The sequence below is a fragment of the Streptomyces lateritius genome (genome assembly GCF_014649715.1).
Taxonomy (GTDB): domain Bacteria; phylum Actinomycetota; class Actinomycetes; order Streptomycetales; family Streptomycetaceae; genus Streptomyces; species Streptomyces lateritius.
This window is the reverse complement of sequence record NZ_BMTO01000002.1, coordinates 86,837-107,090: the sequence shown is the minus strand read 5'-3', so window position 1 is coordinate 107,090 and position 20,254 is coordinate 86,837. Positions and strand designations below refer to the sequence as shown.

The 20,254-nt window shown below is 71.2% G+C and carries 22 protein-coding genes and 1 tRNA gene; 6 read left to right on the top strand and 17 right to left on the bottom strand.

What is annotated here, in order from left to right; translation table 11 throughout:
• Positions 1–19 precede the first annotated feature (19 nt).
• Positions 20–1,606 carry an MFS transporter gene (locus IE136_RS03820; RefSeq protein WP_189599432.1) on the top strand — a complete coding sequence of 529 codons (1,587 nt, stop codon included), beginning with the start codon at positions 20–22 and terminating at the stop codon, positions 1,604–1,606.
• Positions 1,607–1,639: 33 nt separating this feature from the next.
• Positions 1,640–2,404 carry a TetR/AcrR family transcriptional regulator gene (locus tag IE136_RS03815; protein ID WP_189599430.1) on the top strand — a complete coding sequence of 255 codons (765 nt, stop codon included), beginning with the start codon at positions 1,640–1,642 and terminating at the stop codon, positions 2,402–2,404.
• 8 nt (positions 2,405–2,412) lie between these two features.
• Here IE136_RS03815 and IE136_RS03810 read toward each other — a convergent pair whose 3' ends face one another.
• The 3 genes from IE136_RS03810 to IE136_RS03800 form a co-directional block, all read right to left on the bottom strand.
• Complete coding sequence (locus IE136_RS03810; protein WP_158988667.1) at positions 2,413–3,228, bottom strand: YceI family protein; 816 nt, start codon at positions 3,226–3,228, stop codon at positions 2,413–2,415.
• Between the two features lie 155 nt (positions 3,229–3,383).
• Complete coding sequence (locus IE136_RS03805; protein WP_506417204.1) at positions 3,384–5,720, bottom strand: MFS transporter; 2,337 nt, start codon at positions 5,718–5,720, stop codon at positions 3,384–3,386.
• Between the two features lie 128 nt (positions 5,721–5,848).
• Entirely contained in the window at positions 5,849–6,301 is a 453-nt protein-coding gene (locus IE136_RS03800; protein ID WP_158988669.1) for a MarR family winged helix-turn-helix transcriptional regulator, read from the bottom strand.
• Between the two features lie 198 nt (positions 6,302–6,499).
• On the opposite strand from IE136_RS03800, the gene IE136_RS03795 reads away from it, so the two are divergent.
• On the top strand, positions 6,500–6,715 hold the full coding sequence (locus IE136_RS03795; protein WP_158988670.1) for a hypothetical protein: 216 nt from the start codon (positions 6,500–6,502) through the stop codon (positions 6,713–6,715).
• A 482-nt stretch (positions 6,716–7,197) separates the two neighbouring features.
• Positions 7,198–7,536: a DoxX family protein gene (locus tag IE136_RS03790; RefSeq protein WP_189599426.1), complete on the top strand. Its 339-nt coding sequence runs from the start codon at positions 7,198–7,200 to the stop codon at positions 7,534–7,536.
• A 28-nt stretch (positions 7,537–7,564) separates the two neighbouring features.
• Here the strand turns inward: IE136_RS03790 and IE136_RS35315 are convergent, their stop codons facing one another.
• The 9 genes from IE136_RS35315 to IE136_RS03745 all read right to left on the bottom strand — a co-directional run bounded on the left by IE136_RS35315 (position 7,565) and on the right by IE136_RS03745 (position 13,312).
• Positions 7,565–7,801, bottom strand: coding sequence for a hypothetical protein (locus IE136_RS35315; RefSeq protein WP_229818618.1), 237 nt, complete (start codon positions 7,799–7,801; stop codon positions 7,565–7,567).
• A 602-nt stretch (positions 7,802–8,403) separates the two neighbouring features.
• Positions 8,404–9,318, bottom strand: a complete 915-nt coding sequence (locus IE136_RS03780; protein WP_158988673.1) for an RNA polymerase sigma factor SigF — start codon at positions 9,316–9,318, stop codon at positions 8,404–8,406.
• Positions 9,319–9,563: 245 nt separating this feature from the next.
• Positions 9,564–10,409, bottom strand: a complete 846-nt coding sequence (locus IE136_RS03775) for an RNA polymerase sigma factor SigF (RefSeq protein WP_158988674.1) — start codon at positions 10,407–10,409, stop codon at positions 9,564–9,566.
• A gap of 225 nt (positions 10,410–10,634) precedes the next feature.
• Positions 10,635–10,928 (bottom strand): Dabb family protein, encoded by a 294-nt coding sequence (locus IE136_RS03770; protein ID WP_158988675.1) that lies wholly within the window; start codon positions 10,926–10,928, stop codon positions 10,635–10,637.
• A gap of 9 nt (positions 10,929–10,937) precedes the next feature.
• On the bottom strand, positions 10,938–11,102 hold the full coding sequence (locus IE136_RS03765; protein WP_189599421.1) for a hypothetical protein: 165 nt from the start codon (positions 11,100–11,102) through the stop codon (positions 10,938–10,940).
• Between the two features lie 421 nt (positions 11,103–11,523).
• A tRNA-Ser gene (locus IE136_RS03760) sits at positions 11,524–11,608 on the bottom strand.
• A gap of 68 nt (positions 11,609–11,676) precedes the next feature.
• Positions 11,677–12,156 (bottom strand): tRNA adenosine(34) deaminase TadA, encoded by a 480-nt coding sequence (gene tadA, locus IE136_RS03755; RefSeq protein WP_158994500.1) that lies wholly within the window; start codon positions 12,154–12,156, stop codon positions 11,677–11,679.
• A gap of 107 nt (positions 12,157–12,263) precedes the next feature.
• Positions 12,264–12,800 (bottom strand): tRNA adenosine deaminase-associated protein, encoded by a 537-nt coding sequence (locus IE136_RS03750; protein WP_158988676.1) that lies wholly within the window; start codon positions 12,798–12,800, stop codon positions 12,264–12,266.
• Positions 12,801–13,048: 248 nt separating this feature from the next.
• Positions 13,049–13,312, bottom strand: coding sequence for a hypothetical protein (locus IE136_RS03745; RefSeq protein ID WP_158988677.1), 264 nt, complete (start codon positions 13,310–13,312; stop codon positions 13,049–13,051).
• Positions 13,313–13,398: 86 nt separating this feature from the next.
• Here IE136_RS03745 and upp point away from each other — a divergent pair, with 86 nt between their 5' ends.
• Positions 13,399–14,034 carry a uracil phosphoribosyltransferase gene (gene upp, locus IE136_RS03740; RefSeq protein ID WP_158988678.1) on the top strand — a complete coding sequence of 212 codons (636 nt, stop codon included), beginning with the start codon at positions 13,399–13,401 and terminating at the stop codon, positions 14,032–14,034.
• A 52-nt stretch (positions 14,035–14,086) separates the two neighbouring features.
• Here upp and IE136_RS03735 read toward each other — a convergent pair whose 3' ends face one another.
• The gene (locus tag IE136_RS03735; RefSeq protein ID WP_189599420.1) at positions 14,087–14,722 is read right to left on the bottom strand and encodes a LytR C-terminal domain-containing protein; all 636 of its coding nucleotides are present in this window, start codon (positions 14,720–14,722) and stop codon (positions 14,087–14,089) included.
• 165 nt (positions 14,723–14,887) lie between these two features.
• A complete protein-coding gene (locus IE136_RS03730; RefSeq protein WP_009067182.1) occupies positions 14,888–15,184 on the bottom strand; it encodes a type II toxin-antitoxin system VapB family antitoxin in 297 nt (98 codons plus the stop codon).
• A gap of 97 nt (positions 15,185–15,281) precedes the next feature.
• On the opposite strand from IE136_RS03730, the gene IE136_RS03725 reads away from it, so the two are divergent.
• On the top strand, positions 15,282–16,847 hold the full coding sequence (locus IE136_RS03725; RefSeq protein WP_189599419.1) for a helicase HerA-like domain-containing protein: 1,566 nt from the start codon (positions 15,282–15,284) through the stop codon (positions 16,845–16,847).
• A 60-nt stretch (positions 16,848–16,907) separates the two neighbouring features.
• Here IE136_RS03725 and IE136_RS03720 read toward each other — a convergent pair whose 3' ends face one another.
• From IE136_RS03720 to pip, 3 genes are all read right to left on the bottom strand, one after another.
• Positions 16,908–18,470, bottom strand: a complete 1,563-nt coding sequence (locus IE136_RS03720; RefSeq protein ID WP_189599417.1) for a M28 family metallopeptidase — start codon at positions 18,468–18,470, stop codon at positions 16,908–16,910.
• A 115-nt stretch (positions 18,471–18,585) separates the two neighbouring features.
• The gene (locus tag IE136_RS03715) at positions 18,586–19,179 is read right to left on the bottom strand and encodes an HhH-GPD-type base excision DNA repair protein (RefSeq protein WP_158988682.1); all 594 of its coding nucleotides are present in this window, start codon (positions 19,177–19,179) and stop codon (positions 18,586–18,588) included.
• A gap of 112 nt (positions 19,180–19,291) precedes the next feature.
• On the bottom strand, positions 19,292–20,254 hold the full coding sequence (gene pip, locus IE136_RS03710) for a prolyl aminopeptidase (RefSeq protein ID WP_158988683.1): 963 nt from the start codon (positions 20,252–20,254) through the stop codon (positions 19,292–19,294).

Genomic DNA, 20,254 nt, shown 5'->3' with positions numbered 1-20,254 from the left:
GTACAAGGAGCCTGTCCCCATGACGGCGACGACCGCCGAGTCCCACCCCGCCCCCACCGGCGGGCACCCGCAGCGCTGGCTGATCCTCGGGGTCATCTGCCTCGCCCAGCTCACCGTGCTGCTCGACAACACCGTCCTGAGCGTCGCGATCCCCTCGCTGACCGCAGAACTCCACGCGACCACCGCCGACATCCAGTGGATGATCAACGCGTACTCGCTGGTCCAGTCCGGCCTGCTCCTCACCGCCGGCAACGCCGCCGACCGCTACGGCCGCAAGAAGCTCCTCGCCACCGGACTCGCGCTCTTCGGCCTCGGCTCGCTCGCCGCCGGACTCGCCGGCTCCACGGCGCAGCTGATCGCCGCCCGCGCGGGCATGGGCGTCGGCGGCGCGCTGCTCATGACCACCACGCTCGCCGTCGTCATGCAGATCTTCGACGACTCCGAGCGGGTCAAGGCCATCGCGCTCTGGTCCACGGTCGCCTCGCTCGGCTTCGCCGGCGGACCGCTGATCGGCGGCGTGATCCTCGACCACTTCTGGTGGGGAATGATCTTCCTCATCAACATCCCGGTCGCGGTCGTCGGCCTGATCGCCGTCCTCAAGCTCGTGCCCGAGTCCAAGAACCCGCAGGGCGCGCGCCCCGACCTGCTCGGCGCGCTGCTCTCCACCATCGGCATGACCGCCGTCGTGTACGCGATCATCACCGGCCCCGAGCACGGCTGGCTCTCCACGGACGTGCTGATCCCGGCCGCGATCGGCGTCCTCGCTCTCGGCGCCTTCGCGCTGTGGGAGCTGCGTATCCCGTACCCGATGCTCGACATGCACTTCTTCCGCAACCAGAAGTTCATCGGCGCCATCGGCGGTTCGATCCTGGTCGTCTTCGGCATGGGCGGATCGCTCTTCCTGCTCACCCAGCACCTGCAGTTCGTGCTGGGCTACGAGCCGCTGGAGGCGGGTCTGCGGATGGCGCCGCTGGCGCTCACGATCGTCGGCCTCAACCTCACCGGCATCGGCCCGCGCATCGTGATGAAGCTCGGCACCCCGCCCACCGTCGTGCTGGGCATGTCCCTGGTCGCCGGCGGCCTCGCCTGCATCTCGTTGCTCGGCGGCGGCACGGACGGCAGCTACTGGGGCATGCTCCTCGGCCTCGTCCTGATGGGCGGCGGCATCGCCGTCTCCTCCCCGGCGATGGCCAACGCGATCATGAGCGCGATCCCGCCGGAGAAGGCCGGAGTGGGCGCCGGTATCAACGGCACCCTCGCCGAGTTCGGCAACGGCCTCGGTGTCGCCGTCCTCGGAGCGGTCCTCAACGCCCGTTTCGCGGCGCTCGTCGCCGTCACCGCGACCTCTCTGCCCGCAGCCCTCGCGGCGGCCGGCGGCAGTGCGGAGCGGCAGGAGATCTCCGACGCCTTCGCCTCGGGGCTCCAGACCAGCCAGCTGGTCGGCGCGATCGCCGTCTTCGCGGGTGGCCTGGTGGCGGCGGCCCTGCTCGCGCGCGCCGAACGGTCCGAGAAGCGGGTGGAGCAGGCCGCGCCCTCGGGGGTGTCGGAGCTGTCCGAGCCGTCCGAGCCGTCGGAGCCGTCCGAGAAGAAGACGGCCGGTGCATAGCATGGGCATCGATCGTTGACGAGGAGGAACGCGATGGTGAAGGCAGCCGACCGGGCGAAGAACCCGGCGCGTTCCAGCGTCTGGCTCGAGAAGAGGGCCGCCCGCGCGGGGGGCGGCCCCGCCGGGCTCGACCGCGACCGGATCGTGGCCGCCTCGATCCGGATGCTGGACGAGGAGGGCCTCGCCAAGTTCTCCATGCGCCGGCTCGCGGCGGAGCTGAACGTCACCGCGATGTCGCTCTACTGGTACGTGGACACCAAGGACGACATCATCGAGTTCGCGCTCGACGCCCTCTACGGCGAGATCGACCTCGCCGCCGTCGACGCCGCCGGGGGGTGGCAGGGGCGCATCCGGGCGCTCGCCCTCGCCTTCCGCCGCATGCTCGTCCGTCACGCCTGGGCCTCGCCGTGCGCCGGCTCGTACCTGAACATCGGACCGAACGCCATCGCCGTCGGCACCAAGATCCAGGAGGCGATCAGGGACACCGGCCTGCCGCTGCACGGCCTGCCGGGCGCGATGTCGGCGGTCTTCCAGTTCGTGTACGGCTACGGGACGCTGGAGTCCCAGTTCGGCCGGCGCGCGGCGGAGGCCGGTATGTCGCAGGACGACTTCTTCACGGAGGCGGTCTCGGCCTTCCGCGACGATCCGGAATTCGCGGTACAGGTCGCGGACATGAAGGAGATCCTGGACGAGCGCGTCTCGCACGGCAGCGTCAGCGACATCTGGGAGCGGGACTTCGCCTACGCCCTCGACATCCTGATCGCGGGCATCGAGGTCATGGCCGCCCGGACCGAATGACGAGGCCGTCAGCCGGCCCGCACCGCCTGGATGTCCAGCGTCACCCGCAGCGTCGTGCCGATCGCCGCGATGCCCGCCGACACCACCTGGTTGTAGTGCATCGCGAAGTCCTCGCGTCGCAGCTCCGTCTCCGCCCGGAAGGCCGCCCGGACCCCGCCCCACGGGTCCGGTCCCGTGCCCAGGTACGACAGGTCGAGCGCCACCTCGCGCGTGACGCCCCGCAGGGACAGCTCGCCCGCCACGGTCCACCGGTCCGGGCCCGCCGCCCGCAGCGCCGTGCTCCGGTACGTGATCTCCGGGAAGCGGTCCACGTCCAGGAAGTCCTCGGAGCGCAGGTGCTTGTCCCGCAAGCCGTTGCCCGTGTCGACGGATCCGGCCGCGATGACCGCCTCCACCCGTGACGCCAGGACGTCGGGCGCGATCTCGATCCGGCCGGTGAACTCGGTGAACCGCCCGTGCACGCTGGAGATCCCGAGGTGCTGGGCCACCGCCCCCACCGAGGAGTGCGCCGCGTCCAGGGTCCAGACGCCGGGCGCGGGTAGTTCCGTACCGCCCGCGCGGGCCAGGACGACGGTCCCCACCTCGGCCCGGCCGGCCGCACCGACCAGCGCGGTGCGCGCGTCCGGCGCGTAGCCGAGGGCGGTCACCACGACCGTGTACGGGCCCGGCGACAGTGCGGGCGCCTGCGTCGGATCGGACCGTACGACCCCGTCCGCGTCCGCCACCGCCCGCAGGGCCTGCCCGCCCGACCCGTCGGTCACGGTCACCACCGCGTGCGGGACCGGCCAGCCGTCCCGCGTCCGCACCTGTGCGTGCAGTCCCATCGCCACTACCACTCTCTCGTTCGGAAAACAGCGGGGCGGCAGGCCGTCCCCTTCCTGGGCCCGGATCTCCTCCGGGGCGCGGATCGCCCGCCCTGCCCGCCGCCCCGGACCCGGTCGCGTCTCCGCTCGACGCGCGGCCGGGGGCCGGGGGCCGGTCACTCGCCCGGGTGGGCGAGTTCGATGTCGTGGCCGTCGACTCCGGCGCCGGTCACGGTCAGCCGCCCCGCCACCGGCGGGTAGCCGGTCGCGATGAGCGTGTACTCGCCCGCGTCCAGGTCGGCGAAGGCGTACGTGCCGTCCGCGTCCGTCGTCGCCGACGCCGTCACGTTCCCCGCCGCGTCGACCAGGGTCACCCGTGCGTCGGCCAGCGGCCGGTGGTCGAGCCCCGCGCGGACCGTGCCGTGGACGACCGCTCCGGCGGCGAGGGCCACGTCGAGCCGGGTCGCGCCCTGGCCGCCGATCTCGACGGGCAGCGCCTGCGGACGGTGTCCGGCTGCGGTGACCGCCACCGTGACCGCGCCGGGAACCAGCTCCGCGAAGGCGAAGCCGCCGTCCGCGTCGGTCTTCCCGGAGGCCAGCACCTCACCCCGTACGTCCGTGACGACGACCGTCGCGCCGTCGACGGGCGCCCCGCCCTCCGCGGCGGTGACGGAGCCCGTGAGCCCGCTGGTGCCGGTCAGGAGCACGTCATGGGTGAGCGGGCCGTCGTGCACGACGACCGTGGAAGCCTGCGGCTGGAAGCCGTCGGCGGAGGCGATCAGGACGTACGACCCGGCGCCGGGCGCGTCGAAGGCGTACCCGCCCGTGTCCCGGACGGTCGCGCGGCCGAGCTGCTGCCCGCCGAGCGAGATCAGCGTGACCGTCGCGCCCGGCACGTCCGAGCCTTCGGCGGTACGAACGGTTCCGCTGACGGTCAGGCCGGTGGCCTGCGCCGTGACCGGTGCCGCTTCGGCGGTCGCCGGGGGGTCGGCCGGGAGCTCCTTGGCCGGCTCGTTCGAGCCGCTCTTCAGCGCCACCTCCTTGATGAACAAGGTCACAAGGAAGGCGAGCAGCGCGAAGGGCGCCGAGTAGAGGAAGACATCGGCGACACCGTGCCCGTACGCGCTCTCCATGACGGTACGGATCGGCGCCGGCAGCTTGTCCATGTCGGGGATGCCGCCGCCCGAACCGCCGCCGGCCGTCCCGGCGGCCTTCGGCCCGAGGTCGGCGAGGCCGTCCTGGACGTAGTGGGTGACCCGGTTGGCCAGCACCGCGCCGAGCGCCGAGACACCGATCGCACCGCCGAGCGAGCGGAAGAAGGTGACGACGGAGGAGGCGGAGCCGAGGTCGGCCGGGTCGACCTGGTTCTGCGTGCACAGGACCAGGTTCTGCATCATCATGCCGAGGCCGAGACCCAGGACGGCCATGAAGACCGCGATGTGCCAGTACTCCGTGTCGTAGCGGATCGTGCCGAGCAGTCCGAGCCCGCCGGTCACCAGGACACCACCGCTGACCAGCCAGGCCTTCCAGCGCCCGGTCTTGGTGATGACCATGCCGGAGACGGTCGAGGAGACGAACAGACCGGCGATCATCGGGATGGTCAGGACGCCGGACATCGTCGGCGACTCGTTCCGGGCCAGCTGGAAGTACTGGCTGAAGAAGACCGTGCCGGCGAACATCGCCACGCCCACGAAGAGCGAGGCGAGCGAGGCGAGCGTGATGGTGCGGTTGCGGAACAGCCGCAGCGGGATGATCGGCTCGCTCGCCCTCGACTCGACGAAGACGAAGAGCGCGCCGAGGACGATCGAGCCGCCCACCATGGCGGCCGTCTGCCAGGACATCCAGTCGTACTTGTCGCCCGCGAAGGTCACCCAGATCAGCAGCAGCGAGACGGCCGCGCTGATCACGAGGGCGCCCGCCCAGTCGACCTTGACCTGACGCTTCACGACGGGGAGCTTCAGGGTCTTCTGGAGCACGAGTAGCGCGATGATCGCGAAGGGCACGCCGACGTAGAAGCACCAGCGCCAGCCGAGCCAGTCGGTGTCGGTGATGACGCCGCCGAGGAGCGGGCCACCGACGGTGGCGACGGCGAAGGTGGCGCCGAGGTAGCCGCTGTACCGGCCGCGCTCGCGCGGGGAGATCATGGCCGCCAGGATGATCTGGGAAAGCGCGGTCAGACCGCCGACGCCGATGCCCTGGACGACCCGGCAGGCGATGAGCATGCCGGTGTTCTGCGAGAGACCGGCGACGACCGAGCCCGCGACGTAGATGATCAGGGCTATCTGGACGAGCAGCTTCTTGGAGAAGAGGTCCGCGAGCTTGCCCCACAGCGGGGTCGTCGCGGTCATCGAGAGGAGCGCCGCGGTGACGACCCAGGTGTAGGCGGACTGGCCGCCGCCCAGGTCGTTGATGATCTCGGGGAGGGCGTTGGAGACGATCGTCGAGGACAGGATGGCGACGAACATCCCGAGCAGCAGCCCGGAGAGCGCCTCCATGATCTGACGGTGCGTCATCGGCGCCCCGTCGGGGACGTGGCCTCCATGCTTGGCGTGGCCGCCCCGCACACCGGAGTCGGGTGTGGTCGTAGCCATGAACTTCCTTTGCTTGCCGGCTTGCTTGCTGCTTGCTGCGTGCGTGCTTGCTATGCGTGGTGGGCCCGGCAGTCCCCGAAGGAGCTGCGGAGACGGGCCAACAGGGTGGTGAGCAGCACGACGTCGTCGTCGGACCACTCCGCGAGGGTGCGGGCGAGCAGGTCGGTCACCCGCCGGTCGAGGTCGGCGAGCATCGCCCCGCCCGCAGGGGTGAGGCGCAGGGTGCGGCAGCGCTTGTCGTCCGGGTCGGGCAGTCGCTCGACCCAGCCGCGCTCCACGGTGTGCGCCACATGACGGCTGCTGACCGACATGTCGACGGCCATCAGCTCGGAGACGCGGCTCATCCGCAGACTCCCGTGGTGGTGGAGGAGGGCGAGGACGATCGCGGAACCGCCCGGGCACTCGGCGGGCAGGGCCCGGGAGAGTCCGCGCTTGACGGCGCCGATGGCACCGACCTGGCGGGCCAGGGCCTCGTACCGGTCGTCACGGTTCCGTGTGTCCATGGGCTCCCCACGCCTCCGCACATCTTGTTGCTTAGGGCAACCATAGAGATGGATGGTTGCTTCAGGCAAACTAAATCGGTCAAACTGCGCTAAAGAATCGGCAAAGGTGGGAGGCGTTGCGGGGGATCGGTGCCGGAACGCCCGGGGGCGGGGGCGGGGCTTGGGGCGGCAACCTCCGGTTCGCTAGGGTCCTGCCCCATGGCACACAACCCCCATGCACCGCACGGTCAGGGCCCCGAGGGCAACTACGACCCCTCCGGCAACACGCAGATGTTCCGCGCCTTCGTCGACGAGGGTGCCCCGCAGGGCCGTCCGCAGGCGGCCGCCTCGACCGGCCCCCGCGTCGGCCTGATCGTGGGCGTGATCGCCGTGATCGCGGTCCTGGCGGGGGTGGCCTGGCTGGCCCTGGGCTGAGGGGGACCCGGGGCTGAGGCCGGCGGGGCTGAGTCCGGGCTCTTGTCGGGTTCTGGCTCCGTGGCCGTGAGCTCCTGGCCCTTGGGGGCTCCTGGCGTGTGACCGCCCTCTCTGCGAGGGCGGCGCCCTCCGCCGGCCCCTCAAGGGGCGCCCCTTCCTCGTCGTGTCGGCTCCGTCGATTCCGCTGCGCTCCACCCCTGACCGCCCGGCTCCGGGCGCCTTTCACACTCGGAGGGCGGCCCGGGGCGGGGTCTCAGGCGCCGGCTCCCTCGCCCCGCAGCGCCGAGGGCGTGTGCGGGTCGGAGCTGGGCGGTGGGCGGCCGCACCAGACGCCGGCCGGAAAAGCTCACTCCTCGAGCCCCGCGACGGTCATCGACCCAGGAAAAGGTCGCCGTACCTGTCACACGTGTGCGGTGCGCTCCGTCAGTCGGGTGTGCGAGCGAGAAACGCTCGGCGGCCACCCGATCCGAGGAGTGTCTCCGATGTCCACCCCCTACGTCGTCGTCACCGCCGTCGCCGCGTTCATGGTCGGCTTCTCGGCTCTCTCGGTCTTCATCAAGGCGCCGTGGGTCGCCGAGCCGCTGACCGAGTACGGCGTCCCCCGCACCTGGTGGACCCGGCTCGGAGTCGCCAAGGCCGCGGGTGCCGCAGGTCTCGTGGTCGGCCTGTGGGTTCCGGCGATCGGCCTCGCGGCCGGGACGGCCACGGTTCTCTACTTCGCCGGAGCCGTCGTCACCGTGATCCGCGCCCGCTCCTATCCGCACGTCGCCTGGCCGCTGATGTACGCGACCCCGGTCGTCGCCGCCCTGGTCCTCGCCTGAGGCTCGGCGGGGCGTCACCGCGCCGGGATCACTCCCAGGTCGCGGTGACCTTCTGGGTGTCGACGTGCATGCCGAGCGGCACCCGCCAGGAATCCACGCAGACGGTGTACGTCCGGGTCCGCACCGCCCCCGCCGCGATCGGCGAGGGCAGCGGCTGCGCGGACTCGATCGTCGCCCAGTCGACGTCGAGCGCGCCGATGACGTGCGTGAAGAAGGTGACGGTGCCCGAACGCGCGGCCGTGCCGCCGGTGTTGCGGAAGGTCACGGTGACTCGCTCGCACCACCGCTTGTCCGCGTCCGCGAGGACGGGCGGGGAGACGGTGAGCGTGGCCGGTCTGGCCGGCGCGGGCGGTGTCGTCCCAGGGGCCGGTGTGGCCGGTGGGGCTGACGTGCGGGGCGGGGTGACCGGGCCCGGGCCGGGCGTGCCGGTAGTGCCAGGGGTTCCGGGAGCCCCTGGAAGGGGCGCGCCGGGTCGCGGGTGCCCGGAGGGTGAGGCGCCCGGGGCCGGCGCCGAGGCCGTGCCCGTACCGGCGCCCGTACCCCCGTCCGTACTCTCGCCCGTGGGTGAGCCCGGCCCTCCTCCCGTACCGTCCGGCGAAGGGCGTGACGTGCTGGGGGTCGTACCGCTTGCCGAAGCGGATGCCGAGGGGCCGTCGAGGGGTACCAGGGTGACCTGGCCCGACGGGGGTACCGCGCCCTTCGGGCCGGTGCCGGCGCCGACCGCCGCGTACCCCTCGCCCTCGCCGCCGCCGCAGGCGGTCAGCGCTCCGCCGAGGCAGAGCGCGACCACTGTCAGAAGTGACCTCTGTCGCCGCATGGCGCCAGTTTTGCTGACGAAGCGTCAGTTCGGAACAGGTGCGACCGACTTCAGTCGTCGATCAGGCCCTGGCGCAGCTGCGCCAAGGTGCGCGTCAGGAGCCGGGAGACGTGCATCTGGGAGATGCCGACCTCCTCGCCGATCTGCGACTGGGTCATGTTGGCGAAGAACCGCAGCATGATGATCTGCCGCTCCCGGGGCGGGAGTTTGGCGAGCAGCGGCTTCAGCGACTCGCGGTACTCGACCCCTTCCAGAGCCGTGTCCTCGTATCCGAGCCGGTCGGCGAGCGAGCCCTCGCCGCCGTCGTCCTCGGGGGAGGGCGAGTCGAGCGAGGATGCGGTGTACGCGTTGCCGACCGCGAGGCCGTCGACGACGTCCTCCTCCGACACGCCCAGCACGGCGGCGAGTTCGGGCACGGTCGGGGAGCGGTCCAGCTTCTGGGCCAGCTCGTCGCTCGCCTTGGTCAGCGCGAGCCGCAGCTCCTGCAGCCGACGCGGCACCCGCACCGACCATGAGGTGTCACGGAAGAAGCGCTTGATCTCGCCGACGACCGTCGGCATCGCGAACGTCGGGAATTCCACGCCGCGTTCGCAATCGAACCGGTCGATGGCCTTGATCAGGCCGATCGTGCCGACCTGGACGATGTCCTCCATCGGCTCGTTGCGCGAGCGGAACCGGGCCGCCGCGTACCGCACGAGCGGGAGGTTGAGCTCGATGAGGGTGTCACGGACGTAGGTCCGCTCCGGGCTGTCCGCCGCCGCGCCCTGGTCGTCCAGGGCACGCAGGCGCAGGAAGAGGGAGCGGGAGAGCGTGCGGGTGTCGATGGCTTCCGGCGAGACGACCAGCGGTGCGGCGGGTGCTTCGCTCTGGGCCTGCGGCTGCGGCTGTGCCGGCATCTGAACCGGCGTCTGCGCGAGCGTGGGCGTGAGCGTGAGCACCTTCGAGCTGCCCTGTTCTGCGGACATGCCACCCCCTTGAGGTCGCGGACGGTCGCGGCGGCCACGACCATCGGAGGAACGCAGCCTCCACCTGAATACCGGAGGCGGGGCTGCGGCAAACGCGGTTCCAGCAGAATGTCACATGTCGGCAACACGCTGTAGTGACTTGTCGACACAGCGGAAGCGCAAATCCGCAGGAAACAAGGGGTGTACGGCATTTGGGGTGCCGAAAAGCCGTCAGGGACTGCTCCGAACCGGTCTACCCGTTCCGGCTACGCCTCGATCCTGTTTGCGGATCTCAAGCGGGCGAAGCTGCGGGCGAGGAGCCTTGACACGTGCATCTGCGAGACCCCGAGTTCCTGACTGATCTGGGACTGCGTCAGATTGCTGTAGTAGCGGAGCATCAGGATCCGTTGCTCGCGCTCCGGCAACTGCACGAGCAGATGGCGTACGAGATCACGGTGTTCGACGCCGGCGAGTGCCGGGTCCTCGTAGCCGAGCCGGTCGAGCAGCCCCGGCAGTCCGTCGCCCTCCTGGGCCGCCTCCAGGGAGGTGGCGTGGTAGGAGCGGCCCGCCTCGATACAGGCCAGCACCTCATCCTCGCCGATCTTCAGGCGCTCGGCGATCTCCGCGGTCGTGGGCGAGCGGCCGTGGGCGGTCGTCAGGTCCTCGGTGGCCCCGTTGACCTGGACCCAGAGTTCGTGCAGCCGGCGCGGCACGTGGACGGTCCGTACGTTGTCGCGGAAGTAGCGCTTGATCTCGCCGACGACGGTGGGCATCGCGAAGGTCGGGAACTGGACGCCACGGTCGGGGTCGAAGCGGTCGATCGCGTTGATGAGGCCGATGGTGCCGACCTGGACGACGTCCTCCATCGGCTCGTTGCGGGAGCGGAACCGGGCGGCGGCGTACCGCACGAGCGGCAGGTTGGCCTCGATGAGCGCACCCCGCACCCGGTCGTGCTCGGGAGTCCCCGGTTCGAGACCTTTGAGCTGCCCGAAGAGCACCTGGGTGAGCGCGCGGGTGTCGGCGCCCCGGGTGCTCTGCGGCCGGGGGCGCGGGGCGTCCGGGCCGCCGGCCTCGTTCTGGGGCGGCACTTGAGGCGCTGTACTGGCCGGCACGTTCACGCCACCCCTTTGGCTGGTCTTGCTTCTTGCTGGTCAACTACGGTCAAACTCATCCATCAAAAGCGGTCATAGCATCACAAGACATGTCCACTGTGTGCAAGCACCGCATAGCTACGTGTTGACGGCATATGGGGGTCAAAGGGATCGTTTATACCCAGAAGGCCCCTCGCCGTAACGGCGAGGGGCCTGGGAAGAAGCGGAACGGGGAGCGGAAGACCCCTAGAACTCGTAGTCCGCGATCACCCACGTGGCGAACTCACGCCACAGGGCGACACCCGCCTGGTGGGCGGGGTGGTCCAGGTAACGCTGCAGCGCGTCCCGGTCCTCGACCGCCGAGTTGATGGCGAAGTCGTACGCGATCGGCCGGTCGGTGATGTTCCAGTCGCACTCCCAGAACGTCAGCTCCGGGATGGTCCCGCCCAGCGCCCTGAAGGCCTCCACGCCGACGACCACGCGCGGGTCGTCCCGCTCGACGCCGTCGTTGAGCTTGAAGAGGACCAGATGGCGGATCACGGGGGACTCCTAGTTGATGAGCTCGGTCATGAACTCGCCGACACCCTGGGCGGCGCTCGATATGCCTTCGAACCCTACCTGGACCAGATCGGCCGCCCGGCTGGGGGAATTGATGATCGTGTACAGCACGAAGACCACGACCGCGTACAGCGCGACCTTCTTCGCTTGCGCCATCTGCCGCGCCCTCCCGTGTCTGCGCCCCTGCGTGGTCGCGTGAGTCTAGCCGAGCCTCTTCACCCGGCCTTCAGGGACCAAGGGCCCCGGAATCCGGGCCCTTTGCCGCCCCCGGAAGGGTGACGGCACAGCAGTACGGCTGTCGAGCCCGGCGGACCCGGCAGGAAACCGCGGGGCGAGGAACCGGCCCTCACCGCGGGGTCCGCGCCGCGAGCTCCCCCGGCCGCGGCGTGGGCTCGCGGGACCGGTTCGCGTCGGGGGAGCGGCTTGTCCCCCCGATGCCGCTCCCCCCGTCCTTACGTGAAGAGGCCCCGGCCGCGCGACACGAGGGCGGCCGGGGCGTCGTGCCGTCCATGCGGCGACGGAGAGGCCGGGGTACGCCGAAGGGCCCGGTGCGATGCACCGGGCCCTTCGATCGAAGCGGTAGCGGAGGGATTTGAACCCTCGGTGACTTGCGCCACACTCGCTTTCGAGGCGAGCTCCTTCGGCCGCTCGGACACGCTACCGAGAGAGAGCTTAGCCCAAAGGTGCCCCTGCGATGAAATCCGTATCGCGGTGCAGGTCGTGGGGGTGTTCAGCGCGTGCGGAAGAAGGCCGTGAGCTGCGCCGCGCACTCCTCGCCGCGGACGCCGGCGATCACCTCGGGACGGTGGTTGAGCCGCCGGTCCCGTACGAGATCCCAGAGCGATCCGGCCGCGCCCGCCTTCTCGTCGTACGCGCCGAACACCACCCGTTCGACCCGCGACTGTACGAGCGCGCCCGCGCACATCACACAGGGCTCCAGGGTCACGACGAGGGTGCAGCCGGTCAGCCGCCACCCGCCGGTGCGCGCCGCGGCCCGGCGCAGGGCGAGCACCTCGGCATGGGCGGTCGGGTCGCCGGTCGCCTCGCGTTCGTTGTGTCCGACGGCGAGGATGCCACCGTCCGCGGCCAGCACGACCGCGCCGACCGGTACGTCACCGGCCAGCGCGGCCCGGTCGGCCTCGGCGAGAGCGAGCCGCATGGCATCCCGCCAGGGGTCCCGTACGGGATCGGCCGCCGACCGCCCGGGCATGGTCGGCTCGGGCGGCTCGGGCGCGGGCCGCGGGAGGTCCTCCCGTACGGGATCGGGCGCGGGCTTCTGTACGTCACCCCGTACGGGATCGGGTCCTGCCTCTGTCACTAGCGAACGGTCTCCAGCACCTCCGCGGCGCCCAGCGCGTCCGCGATCTCTGCCAGCGCGTCGCTCTCCAGCGCCAGCAGCTCCTTCTCCGCCACGCCGAGGTCCGCGAGGATCAGCCTGTCGCCGACCGGCGCGGCCGGTACCGCGTCGGCGGCCGGAACCGTGGCCTCCTCGTCGTCGACCTCCAGGTCGAGAGGCTCGCCGTCCTCCGTGCCGTCGAGGTCCAGTGCGTCCAGGTCGGCCGTGTCGTCGTCCGGGTCGTCACCGAGGAGTTCCTTGGTGAGGATCTCCCCGTACGAGGAGCGGGCGGCGGCCGCCCCGTCCGACACGTAGATGCGAGGGTCGTCCTCGCCCTCGACGCGGAGAAGGCCGAACCAGGCGTCCTCCTGTTCGATGAAGACGATGACCGTGTCGTCGTCGACCGAGGCCTCGCGGGCCAGTTCGATCAGATCCGACAGGGTCTCCACATCGTCGATCTCTGTGTCGCTCGCTTCCCACCCGTCTTCGGTGCGCGCGAGCAGTGCGGCCAAGTACACCGTGACTCTCCCACTGATCAGAGGTGTGACGATTTGGCGGTGCCCTCCTGGCGCCCCGCCCAATCGGCATCGTGGCAGAAACAACGGCTTCAGGAGAGGTCTTCGGCTCTTGCGTCGTGCATCAGTCTGATCGAGTCGGTGAACGGGTGGCGGCAGGGCGGGCGCGAGCCCGGCGCACGGCCCCGGCGCACAGGCGGCGCGCGCGCCGTGCCGCGTCACACCGCGGCCGCCACCGCCCTCCGCCGCCGTCACCAGCGAAAGGTCCGCATCCGCATCGCCTGGCGCATCCGTGCCGCCCGCGCACGCCGGGGCTGGACGCGGTCGCGCAGCGCCTTCGCCTCGTGCAGCTCGCGCAGGAACTGGGCGCGCCGACGACGGCGATCCGCGGCCGTCTCGGGCGGCGGCTCGAACGATTCCGGCGCGCTGCCCGGCGCGTCGGAGAGTCCTTCGGCCGGCGCGCCGGTCCGGTCCTGCCGGTTCTGCCGGTTCTGCGGGTTCTTCGGGTCGGGCATGGGCCACACCACCCCACGACTGGGTCTTTGCCCCCACCTTCCCTCCGCGGCGTGGGTTGATGCCAGTGCGGGCTACTGTTGGATCCATGCGTCTCCACGTCGTCGATCACCCGCTGGTCGCCCACAAGCTCACCACGCTGCGCGACAAGCGCACCGACTCCCCGACCTTCCGCCGTCTCGCGGACGAGCTGGTCACCCTGCTCGCCTACGAGGCCACCAGGGACGTGCGCACCGAGCAGGTCGACATCGAGACCCCCGTCACGCCCACGACCGGCGTGAAGCTCTCGCACCCGCGTCCGCTGGTGGTCCCGATCCTGCGCGCCGGGCTCGGCATGCTCGACGGCATGGTGCGGCTGCTGCCGACGGCCGAGGTCGGCTTCCTCGGCATGATCCGCAACGAGGAGACGCTGGCGGCGTCGACGTACGCGACGCGGATGCCGGAGGACCTCTCGGGCCGCCAGGTGTACGTCCTGGACCCGATGCTGGCGACCGGCGGCACGCTCGTCGCGGCGATCCAGGAGCTGATCAGGCGCGGCGCGGACGATGTGACCGCGGTCGTGCTCCTCGCCGCCCCGGAGGGCGTCGAGGTCATGGAGCGCGAGCTTGCGGGCACGCCGGTGACCGTCGTGACGGCCTCGGTCGACGAGCGCCTCAACGAGAGCGGCTACATCGTCCCGGGCCTCGGCGACGCGGGCGACCGCATGTACGGCACCGCCGACTAGCAGGACCAGGTGCGGAGCAGGTGCGTGCCCGGGCTCCGCACAGCGGCGGCCCTCAGCACTTGCCGACGGGTGCGGCCTTGGGCTTGTTGAGAGCGATCAGGGCCGCGTCCGCAACGGCCTTCGGGTCCAGCGTCTTGAAGGCCGTGCCCAGGATCAGGTCCACGTCCGCCGTCGTGCGCGTGTCCGTCTTGGTCGTGGCGGCCTTGAGCTGGGTGCCGAGGACCGGGAACGCGCCCTTCACGGCCCCCTGGCCGCCGAGCAGCAGGCCGGTGCCGGGCACCTTCTTGTCGTAGGCCGCCGGTGCGTTGCCGACCTTGCCGATGGTGAAGCCGCGCTTCTTGAGCTCGTCGGCCGTCGTCTTGGCGAGACCGCTGCGCGGGGTCGCGTTGTAGACGTTCACCGTGATCTGGCCCGGCTTGGGCAGGGCGGGGGCGGCGGGCGGTGCGCTCGCCTTGGCGACGGGCTTGCAGTCGGCGCCTCGGCCGGCTGTCGTCCTCGTCCCGCCGTCGCCGCCCGAGAAGACGTCGACGAGTTGCAGCGTCCCCCATCCGGCCGCGCCGAGCGCGACCACGGCGGCGGCGGCCGCGAGGACGATCCTGCGACGACGCCGGGGGCGGCGCATGCGCGGGTAGGTGTCACCCGTGATGCGGTACTTTCCGCCCATACCGGGGGGAGTGAGCATGCTCATGGGCGCAGCGTAATGCCGTCCGCCGGGGATGCATACTGGATGATCATGTGATCGCGTCCGGATGGGCGGGAAGAGGCTCCGAAAGGGTCAAGACGGAGGGCCGGGGCGAGAGCGCGACGGCGGAAAGCCGAGGTCGGAGCAGGCGGTCGGGAGCCGCGGCCGCCGCTAGTCCATCTCCAGGACGCGGGCGTGCAGGACCTGCCGCTGCTGGAGCGCCGCGCGCACCGCGCGGTGCAAGCCGTCCTCGAGGTAGAGGTCGCCCCGCCACTTCACGACGTGCGCGAAGAGGTCGCCGTAGAAGGTGGAGTCCTCCGCGAGCAGCGTCTCCAGGTCCAGCTGGCCCTTGGTGGTCACCAGCTGATCGAGGCGGACCGGGCGCGGCGCCACGTCCGCCCACTGCCGGGTGCTTTCCCGGCCGTGGTCGGGATACGGCCGCCCGTTACCGATGCGCTTGAAGATCACACGGAAAGCCTACCGGGCAAGCGGCTCCCGGCGCAGCCACGCGGCGCCGGTGGGATGCTGGGGCAAACCGCGACAAACCCGGAATTGGGGTCCTCCGATGAGCGTGAGCGAAGAGTCTCCGGCCGCCGAGATCGCGGCGGGATACGGGTTCGCCGGACCCGCACTCGAACTGGGGGCGCTGCTCTGGGGCGGCGTTTGTCACCCGGACGCGCGCATCCGCATCCCGCTGGCCATGCTCAACCGCCACGGTCTGGTCGCCGGCGCCACCGGCACGGGCAAGACGAAGACGCTCCAGCTCATCGCCGAGCAGTTGTCGGCGCACGGTGTGCCCGTCTTCCTCGCCGACATCAAGGGGGACCTCGCGGGGATCTCGGCGCCGGGCGAGGTGAGCGAACGGGTCGGGCAGCGGGCGGAGCAGGTCGGGCAGAAGTGGGCGCCGAAGGGCTTCCCGTGCGAGTTCTACGGGCTCGGCGGCGTCGGCCCCGGCGTTCCGGTGCGGGCCACGGTCACCAGCTTCGGCCCCGTTCTGCTCTCGAAGATCCTCCAGCTCAACCGGACGCAGGAGCAGTCACTTGCCCTGATCTTCCACTACGCCGACCAGAAGGGCCTGGAGCTGGTGGACCTGAAGGATCTGCGGGCGGTGGTGGCCTTCCTGGTCTCCGACACCGGGAAGCCCGAGCTGAAGGGGATCGGTGGTCTCTCGACGGCGACGGCCGGCGTGATCCTGCGGGCGCTGACGGCGTTCGAGCAGGAGGGTGCGGGCGGGTTCTTCGGGGAGCCGGAGTTCGACACGGCCGAGTTCCTGCGGACGGCGGGGGACGGGCGCGGGGTGGTGTCCGTACTGGAGCTGCCGGCGGTGCGGGACAAGCCGCGGCTCTTCTCGACGTTCCTGATGTGGATGCTGGCGGACCTCTTCCACGACCTGCCGGAGGCAGGGGACCTGGAGAAGCCGAAGCTGGTCTTCTTCTTCGACGAGGCGCACCTGCTGTTCGACGGGGCCTCGAAGGCGTTCCTGGAGTCGATCACGCAGACCGTGCGGCTGATCCGCTCGAAGGGGGTCGGCGTCTTCTTCGTGACGCAGACGCCGAAGGACGTGCCGGCGGACGTGCTGGGGCAGCTGGGCAACCGGGTGCAGCACACGCTGCGGGCGTTCACGCCGGAGGACGCGAAGGCGCTGAAGGCGACGGTGCGGACGTTCCCGGACTCGCCGTACGACCTGGAGGAACTCCTCACGGGCCTGGGCACGGGTGAGGCGGTCGTCACGGTGCTGAGCGAGACGGGCGCGCCGACGCCGGTGGCGGCGACGCGGCTGCGGGCGCCGGAGTCGCTGATGGGGCCGGTGGAGGCGGAGGCCCTGGAGGCGGCGGTGCAGGGGTCGCCGCTGTACGGGCGGTACGGGGTGGCGGTGGACCGGGAGTCGGCCTACGAAAGGCTGACGGCGCAGGCAGAGGGTCCGGCACAGACGCAGGCGGAGGCTGAACGGGTGCCGGAGGCGCCGAAGAAGCGGGAGGCCGCGCCGCGCGAGGAGAGCCGTGAGGCGCCGTCGCTCGCCGAGCAGGTGGTGGGGAGCGGGATCTTCAAGTCCCTGACGCGCTCGATCGGTACGCAGCTGGGCCGCGAGATCAGCCGGTCGATCTTCGGCACGGCCCGGCGGAGAAGGTAGGGGGCGGGGCGGAGGACAGCCTCCACCCCACCCCTCCCCGAAACCCTGAAGAGACGGGTACTACTCGGTGACCTCGTGGTCGTGGCCGTCGTGGAGACCGCCGCCGCTGCCCGCGTCGCCGTCCGTCGGGACCGAGACGACCGGCTTCTTCAGCGAGCTGATGTCGTGCGCGTAGGTGCCCACGGCGTTGGCGATGATGTCGATGTTGACGTCGAAGGCCGTCATGTTGATGTTCGACAGGTTGTCGCCGGCCGCGTGGTAGTTCACGTCGTACGCGACACCCGCCGTACCGCCGAACTTCGCCGCCTGCGCCGCCGTCTTGATGCCCTCGGCGCCGGTGAACGTACCGCCCGACGGGATGCCGACCTCGATGAACGGGCCGTAGTCCGAGCGGCCCGTGAAGTCGGTGCCCTCGTGCGGAGTGCCCTGCTTGTCGAGGAAGGCGTTGATGTCGCGCTCCAGCTGGGCGGAGCCCTCCGGGCCGGGGCCCGCGCCGACGCCGTCGGAGTTGTCGCCGTCGTAGACGAACAGGCCGTAGTTCGGCGAGGCGATCATGTCGAAGTTGAGGTAGAGCTTGACTTCCTTCTTGTCGAGCTCGCTCATGTTCGCGACGTAGTGCTCCGAGCCCAGCAGGCCGTTCTCCTCGGCCGACCACCAGGCGAAGCGGACCTTGTTGCGGACCTTCGCCTTCGACTCGGCGAGTTCCAGGGCCGACTGGAGCAGACCGGCCGAGCCGGAGCCGTTGTCGTTGATGCCGGGGCCGGCGGTCACCGAGTCGAGGTGCGCGCCGAGCATCACGGTGTTGGCGGCGTTGCCGCCCTTCGTCTCCGCGATGACGTTGTTGGTGGTGCGCTTCTCCTGGAGCTGACGGATCTCGAAGGAGAGGCTGACCGGGCCCTTGGCGAGGTCGGCGGCGAGCTTCTCGCCCTCCGCCTGGGTGATGCCGCCGGTCGGGATCTTGCCGGCCGCCGGGTCGCCGAGGGTGCCGGAGAGCGCGCCCGCGGTGTTGTTGTAGATGATCGCGCCCGCGGCGCCCGCCGCGGCGGCGTTCTCCTGCTTGACGGCGAAGGCGCAGCCGCCGCGCTTGATCAGCGCCACCTTGCCGGTGAAGGTGCCCGAGGCGAAGTCGCCGGGCTCACAGCCGCTGGTGCCGTCGGCGTCGACCGGGACGGCGGCCAGGTCGGCCTTGATGCCGCCGACCGGCGTCGACTTGGTGTAGGTCATCGCCTTGATCTCGACCGCGCGGGGCGCGGGCGAGACGACGGAGAGCTTCTCGGCCAGCGTCTCCGTGTAGATGAATTCGAACTTCTGGTACGAGACGTTGAAGCTGGCCTTCTTGAGCTGCTGGTACACGTACGCCGCCGAGGCGTCGTGTCCGAGTGAGCCGGCCGCGCGGTGACCGCCGGCCGAGTCGGCGATCGCCTGGAACTTCTGCAGGTGTTTGTAGGCGCCTTCGGCGGAGGTCTCACGGACCAGCTTCTTCGCCAGCTTCGCGGCGTCCCTGGCCGGTGCGGCCGTGGGATCCGGAGTGGCGGTGGCGGGGGAAGCGGCGGCCAGCAGGAGCGGGGTCGCGAGTGCGGCTGCGGCCAGTGTGGCCGCGGCTCTGCGATGGGATGCGTTCACAGAGGTCCTTCCCGGTGCGAACGAGGTTGAGGGGAAGTTAGCGATCTCTGGTGTGTTCTGTGAACAGATCGGCCGCAATTCCTTCCGGCTTTAGCATGATTGACATCAGGGGAAGTCAACTTCCGGAGGATTTGGCCGCTTTTGCGGCCCGCTTGGCCTCCTGCTTGAACGCCCGGACCTTCGCCAGCGACTCCGGGCCGGTGATGTCGGCGGCCGACCGGTAGGAGCCGGGCTCTCCGTAGGCTCCGGCGGCCTCGCGCCAGCCGTCCGGCCCTACGCCGTACTGCTTGCCCAGCAGGGCGAGGAAGATCTGTGCCTTCTGCTTGCCGAAACCGGGCAGGTCGAGCAGCCGCTCCAGCAGCTGTTTGCCCGTGGCCGCGTCCGTCCAGACGGCCTCCGCCCGACCGCCGTACTCGTCGACGAGGAACCGGCACAGCTGCTGGATCCGCTTGGCCATGGAGCCGGGATAGCGGTGCACGGCGGGCTTCTCGGAGAGCAGCGCGGCGAAGGCGTCGGGGTCGTACGAGGCGATCATGCCCGCGTCGAGATCGTCGCCGCCGAGGCGCCGGGCGATCGTGTAGGGCCCCGAGAACGCCCACTCCATGGGCACCTGCTGGTCGAGCAGCATGCCGACGAGCGCGGCGAGCGGGGAACGCCCGAGGAGCTCGTCGGCCTCGGGCTGCTGGGCGAGATGGATCTCGGTGCTCATGAGTCGATGATCCCGCGCCGACGGCGGACCCGCGCGGGGGCGGGGCCCTCCGGGCGACTGCCCCGTCGGCAGGTCCGTGACCGGATCATGACCGTCCGCGAGCGCACACACCTCACCGGGGCGACCGGGGCGGCGCGAAGCGTTCCAGCGCGGCCAGGACGCGGTCACGGGTGTCGTCTCCCCCGAGATGGCCCGCGCTCTCGACGACCGAGAGGTCGGCGTCCGGCCAGGCGCGGGCGAGTTCCCAGGCGGTGGTGAGCGGGCCGCCCATGTCGAGCCGGCCGTGGATCAGGACGCCCGGGATGCCGGCCAGCCGGTGCGCGTCGCGGAGCAGGGCGCCCTCCTCGAGCCAGGCGCCGTGGGCGAAGTAGTGGGCGCAGATCCGGACGAAGGCGAGGCGGCGGGCGTCGACCCGGTCGGTGTACGGGGTGCCCATGCCTTCCATCGACAGGACCGCGTCCTCCCAGGCGCACCAGTCGGCCGCCGCCTTCTCCCTTACGGCGGGATCCGGGTCCTCCATCCGCCGGGCGTACGCGGCGACGAGGTCGAGGCCCCGCGCGTCGGCGGCGGCTTCCACACCCGCGCGGAAGCGCTCGTGGGCCTCGGGGAAGAACCGGCCCACGCCCTCGTACAGCCAGGCCGTCTCCGAGCGGCGGGTCGTCGTCACGGCGGCGATCACGATCTCCGAGACCCGCTCGGGGTACGCCTCGGCGTAGGCCAGGATCAGGGTGGAGCCCCAGGAGCCGCCGTACAGCAGCCAGCGCTCGACGCCGAGGTGTGCGCGCAGCCGCTCCATGTCGGCGACCAGGTGGGCCGTGGTGTTCACGCACATGTCGGTGGCCGGGTCGCTCGCGTGCGGGAGCGACCGGCCGCAGCCGCGCTGGTCGAACTGGACGATCCGGTACCGCTCGGGGTCGAAGAGCCGGCGGGCGGACGGGGAGGAGCCGGAGCCGGGGCCGCCGTGGACGACGAGGGCAGGCTTTCCGCCCGGGGAGCCGCTCACCTGCCAATGGACGAGGTTTCCGTCGCCGACGTCCAGGAGGCCCTGGTCGTACGCCTCGATCTGCGGGAACAT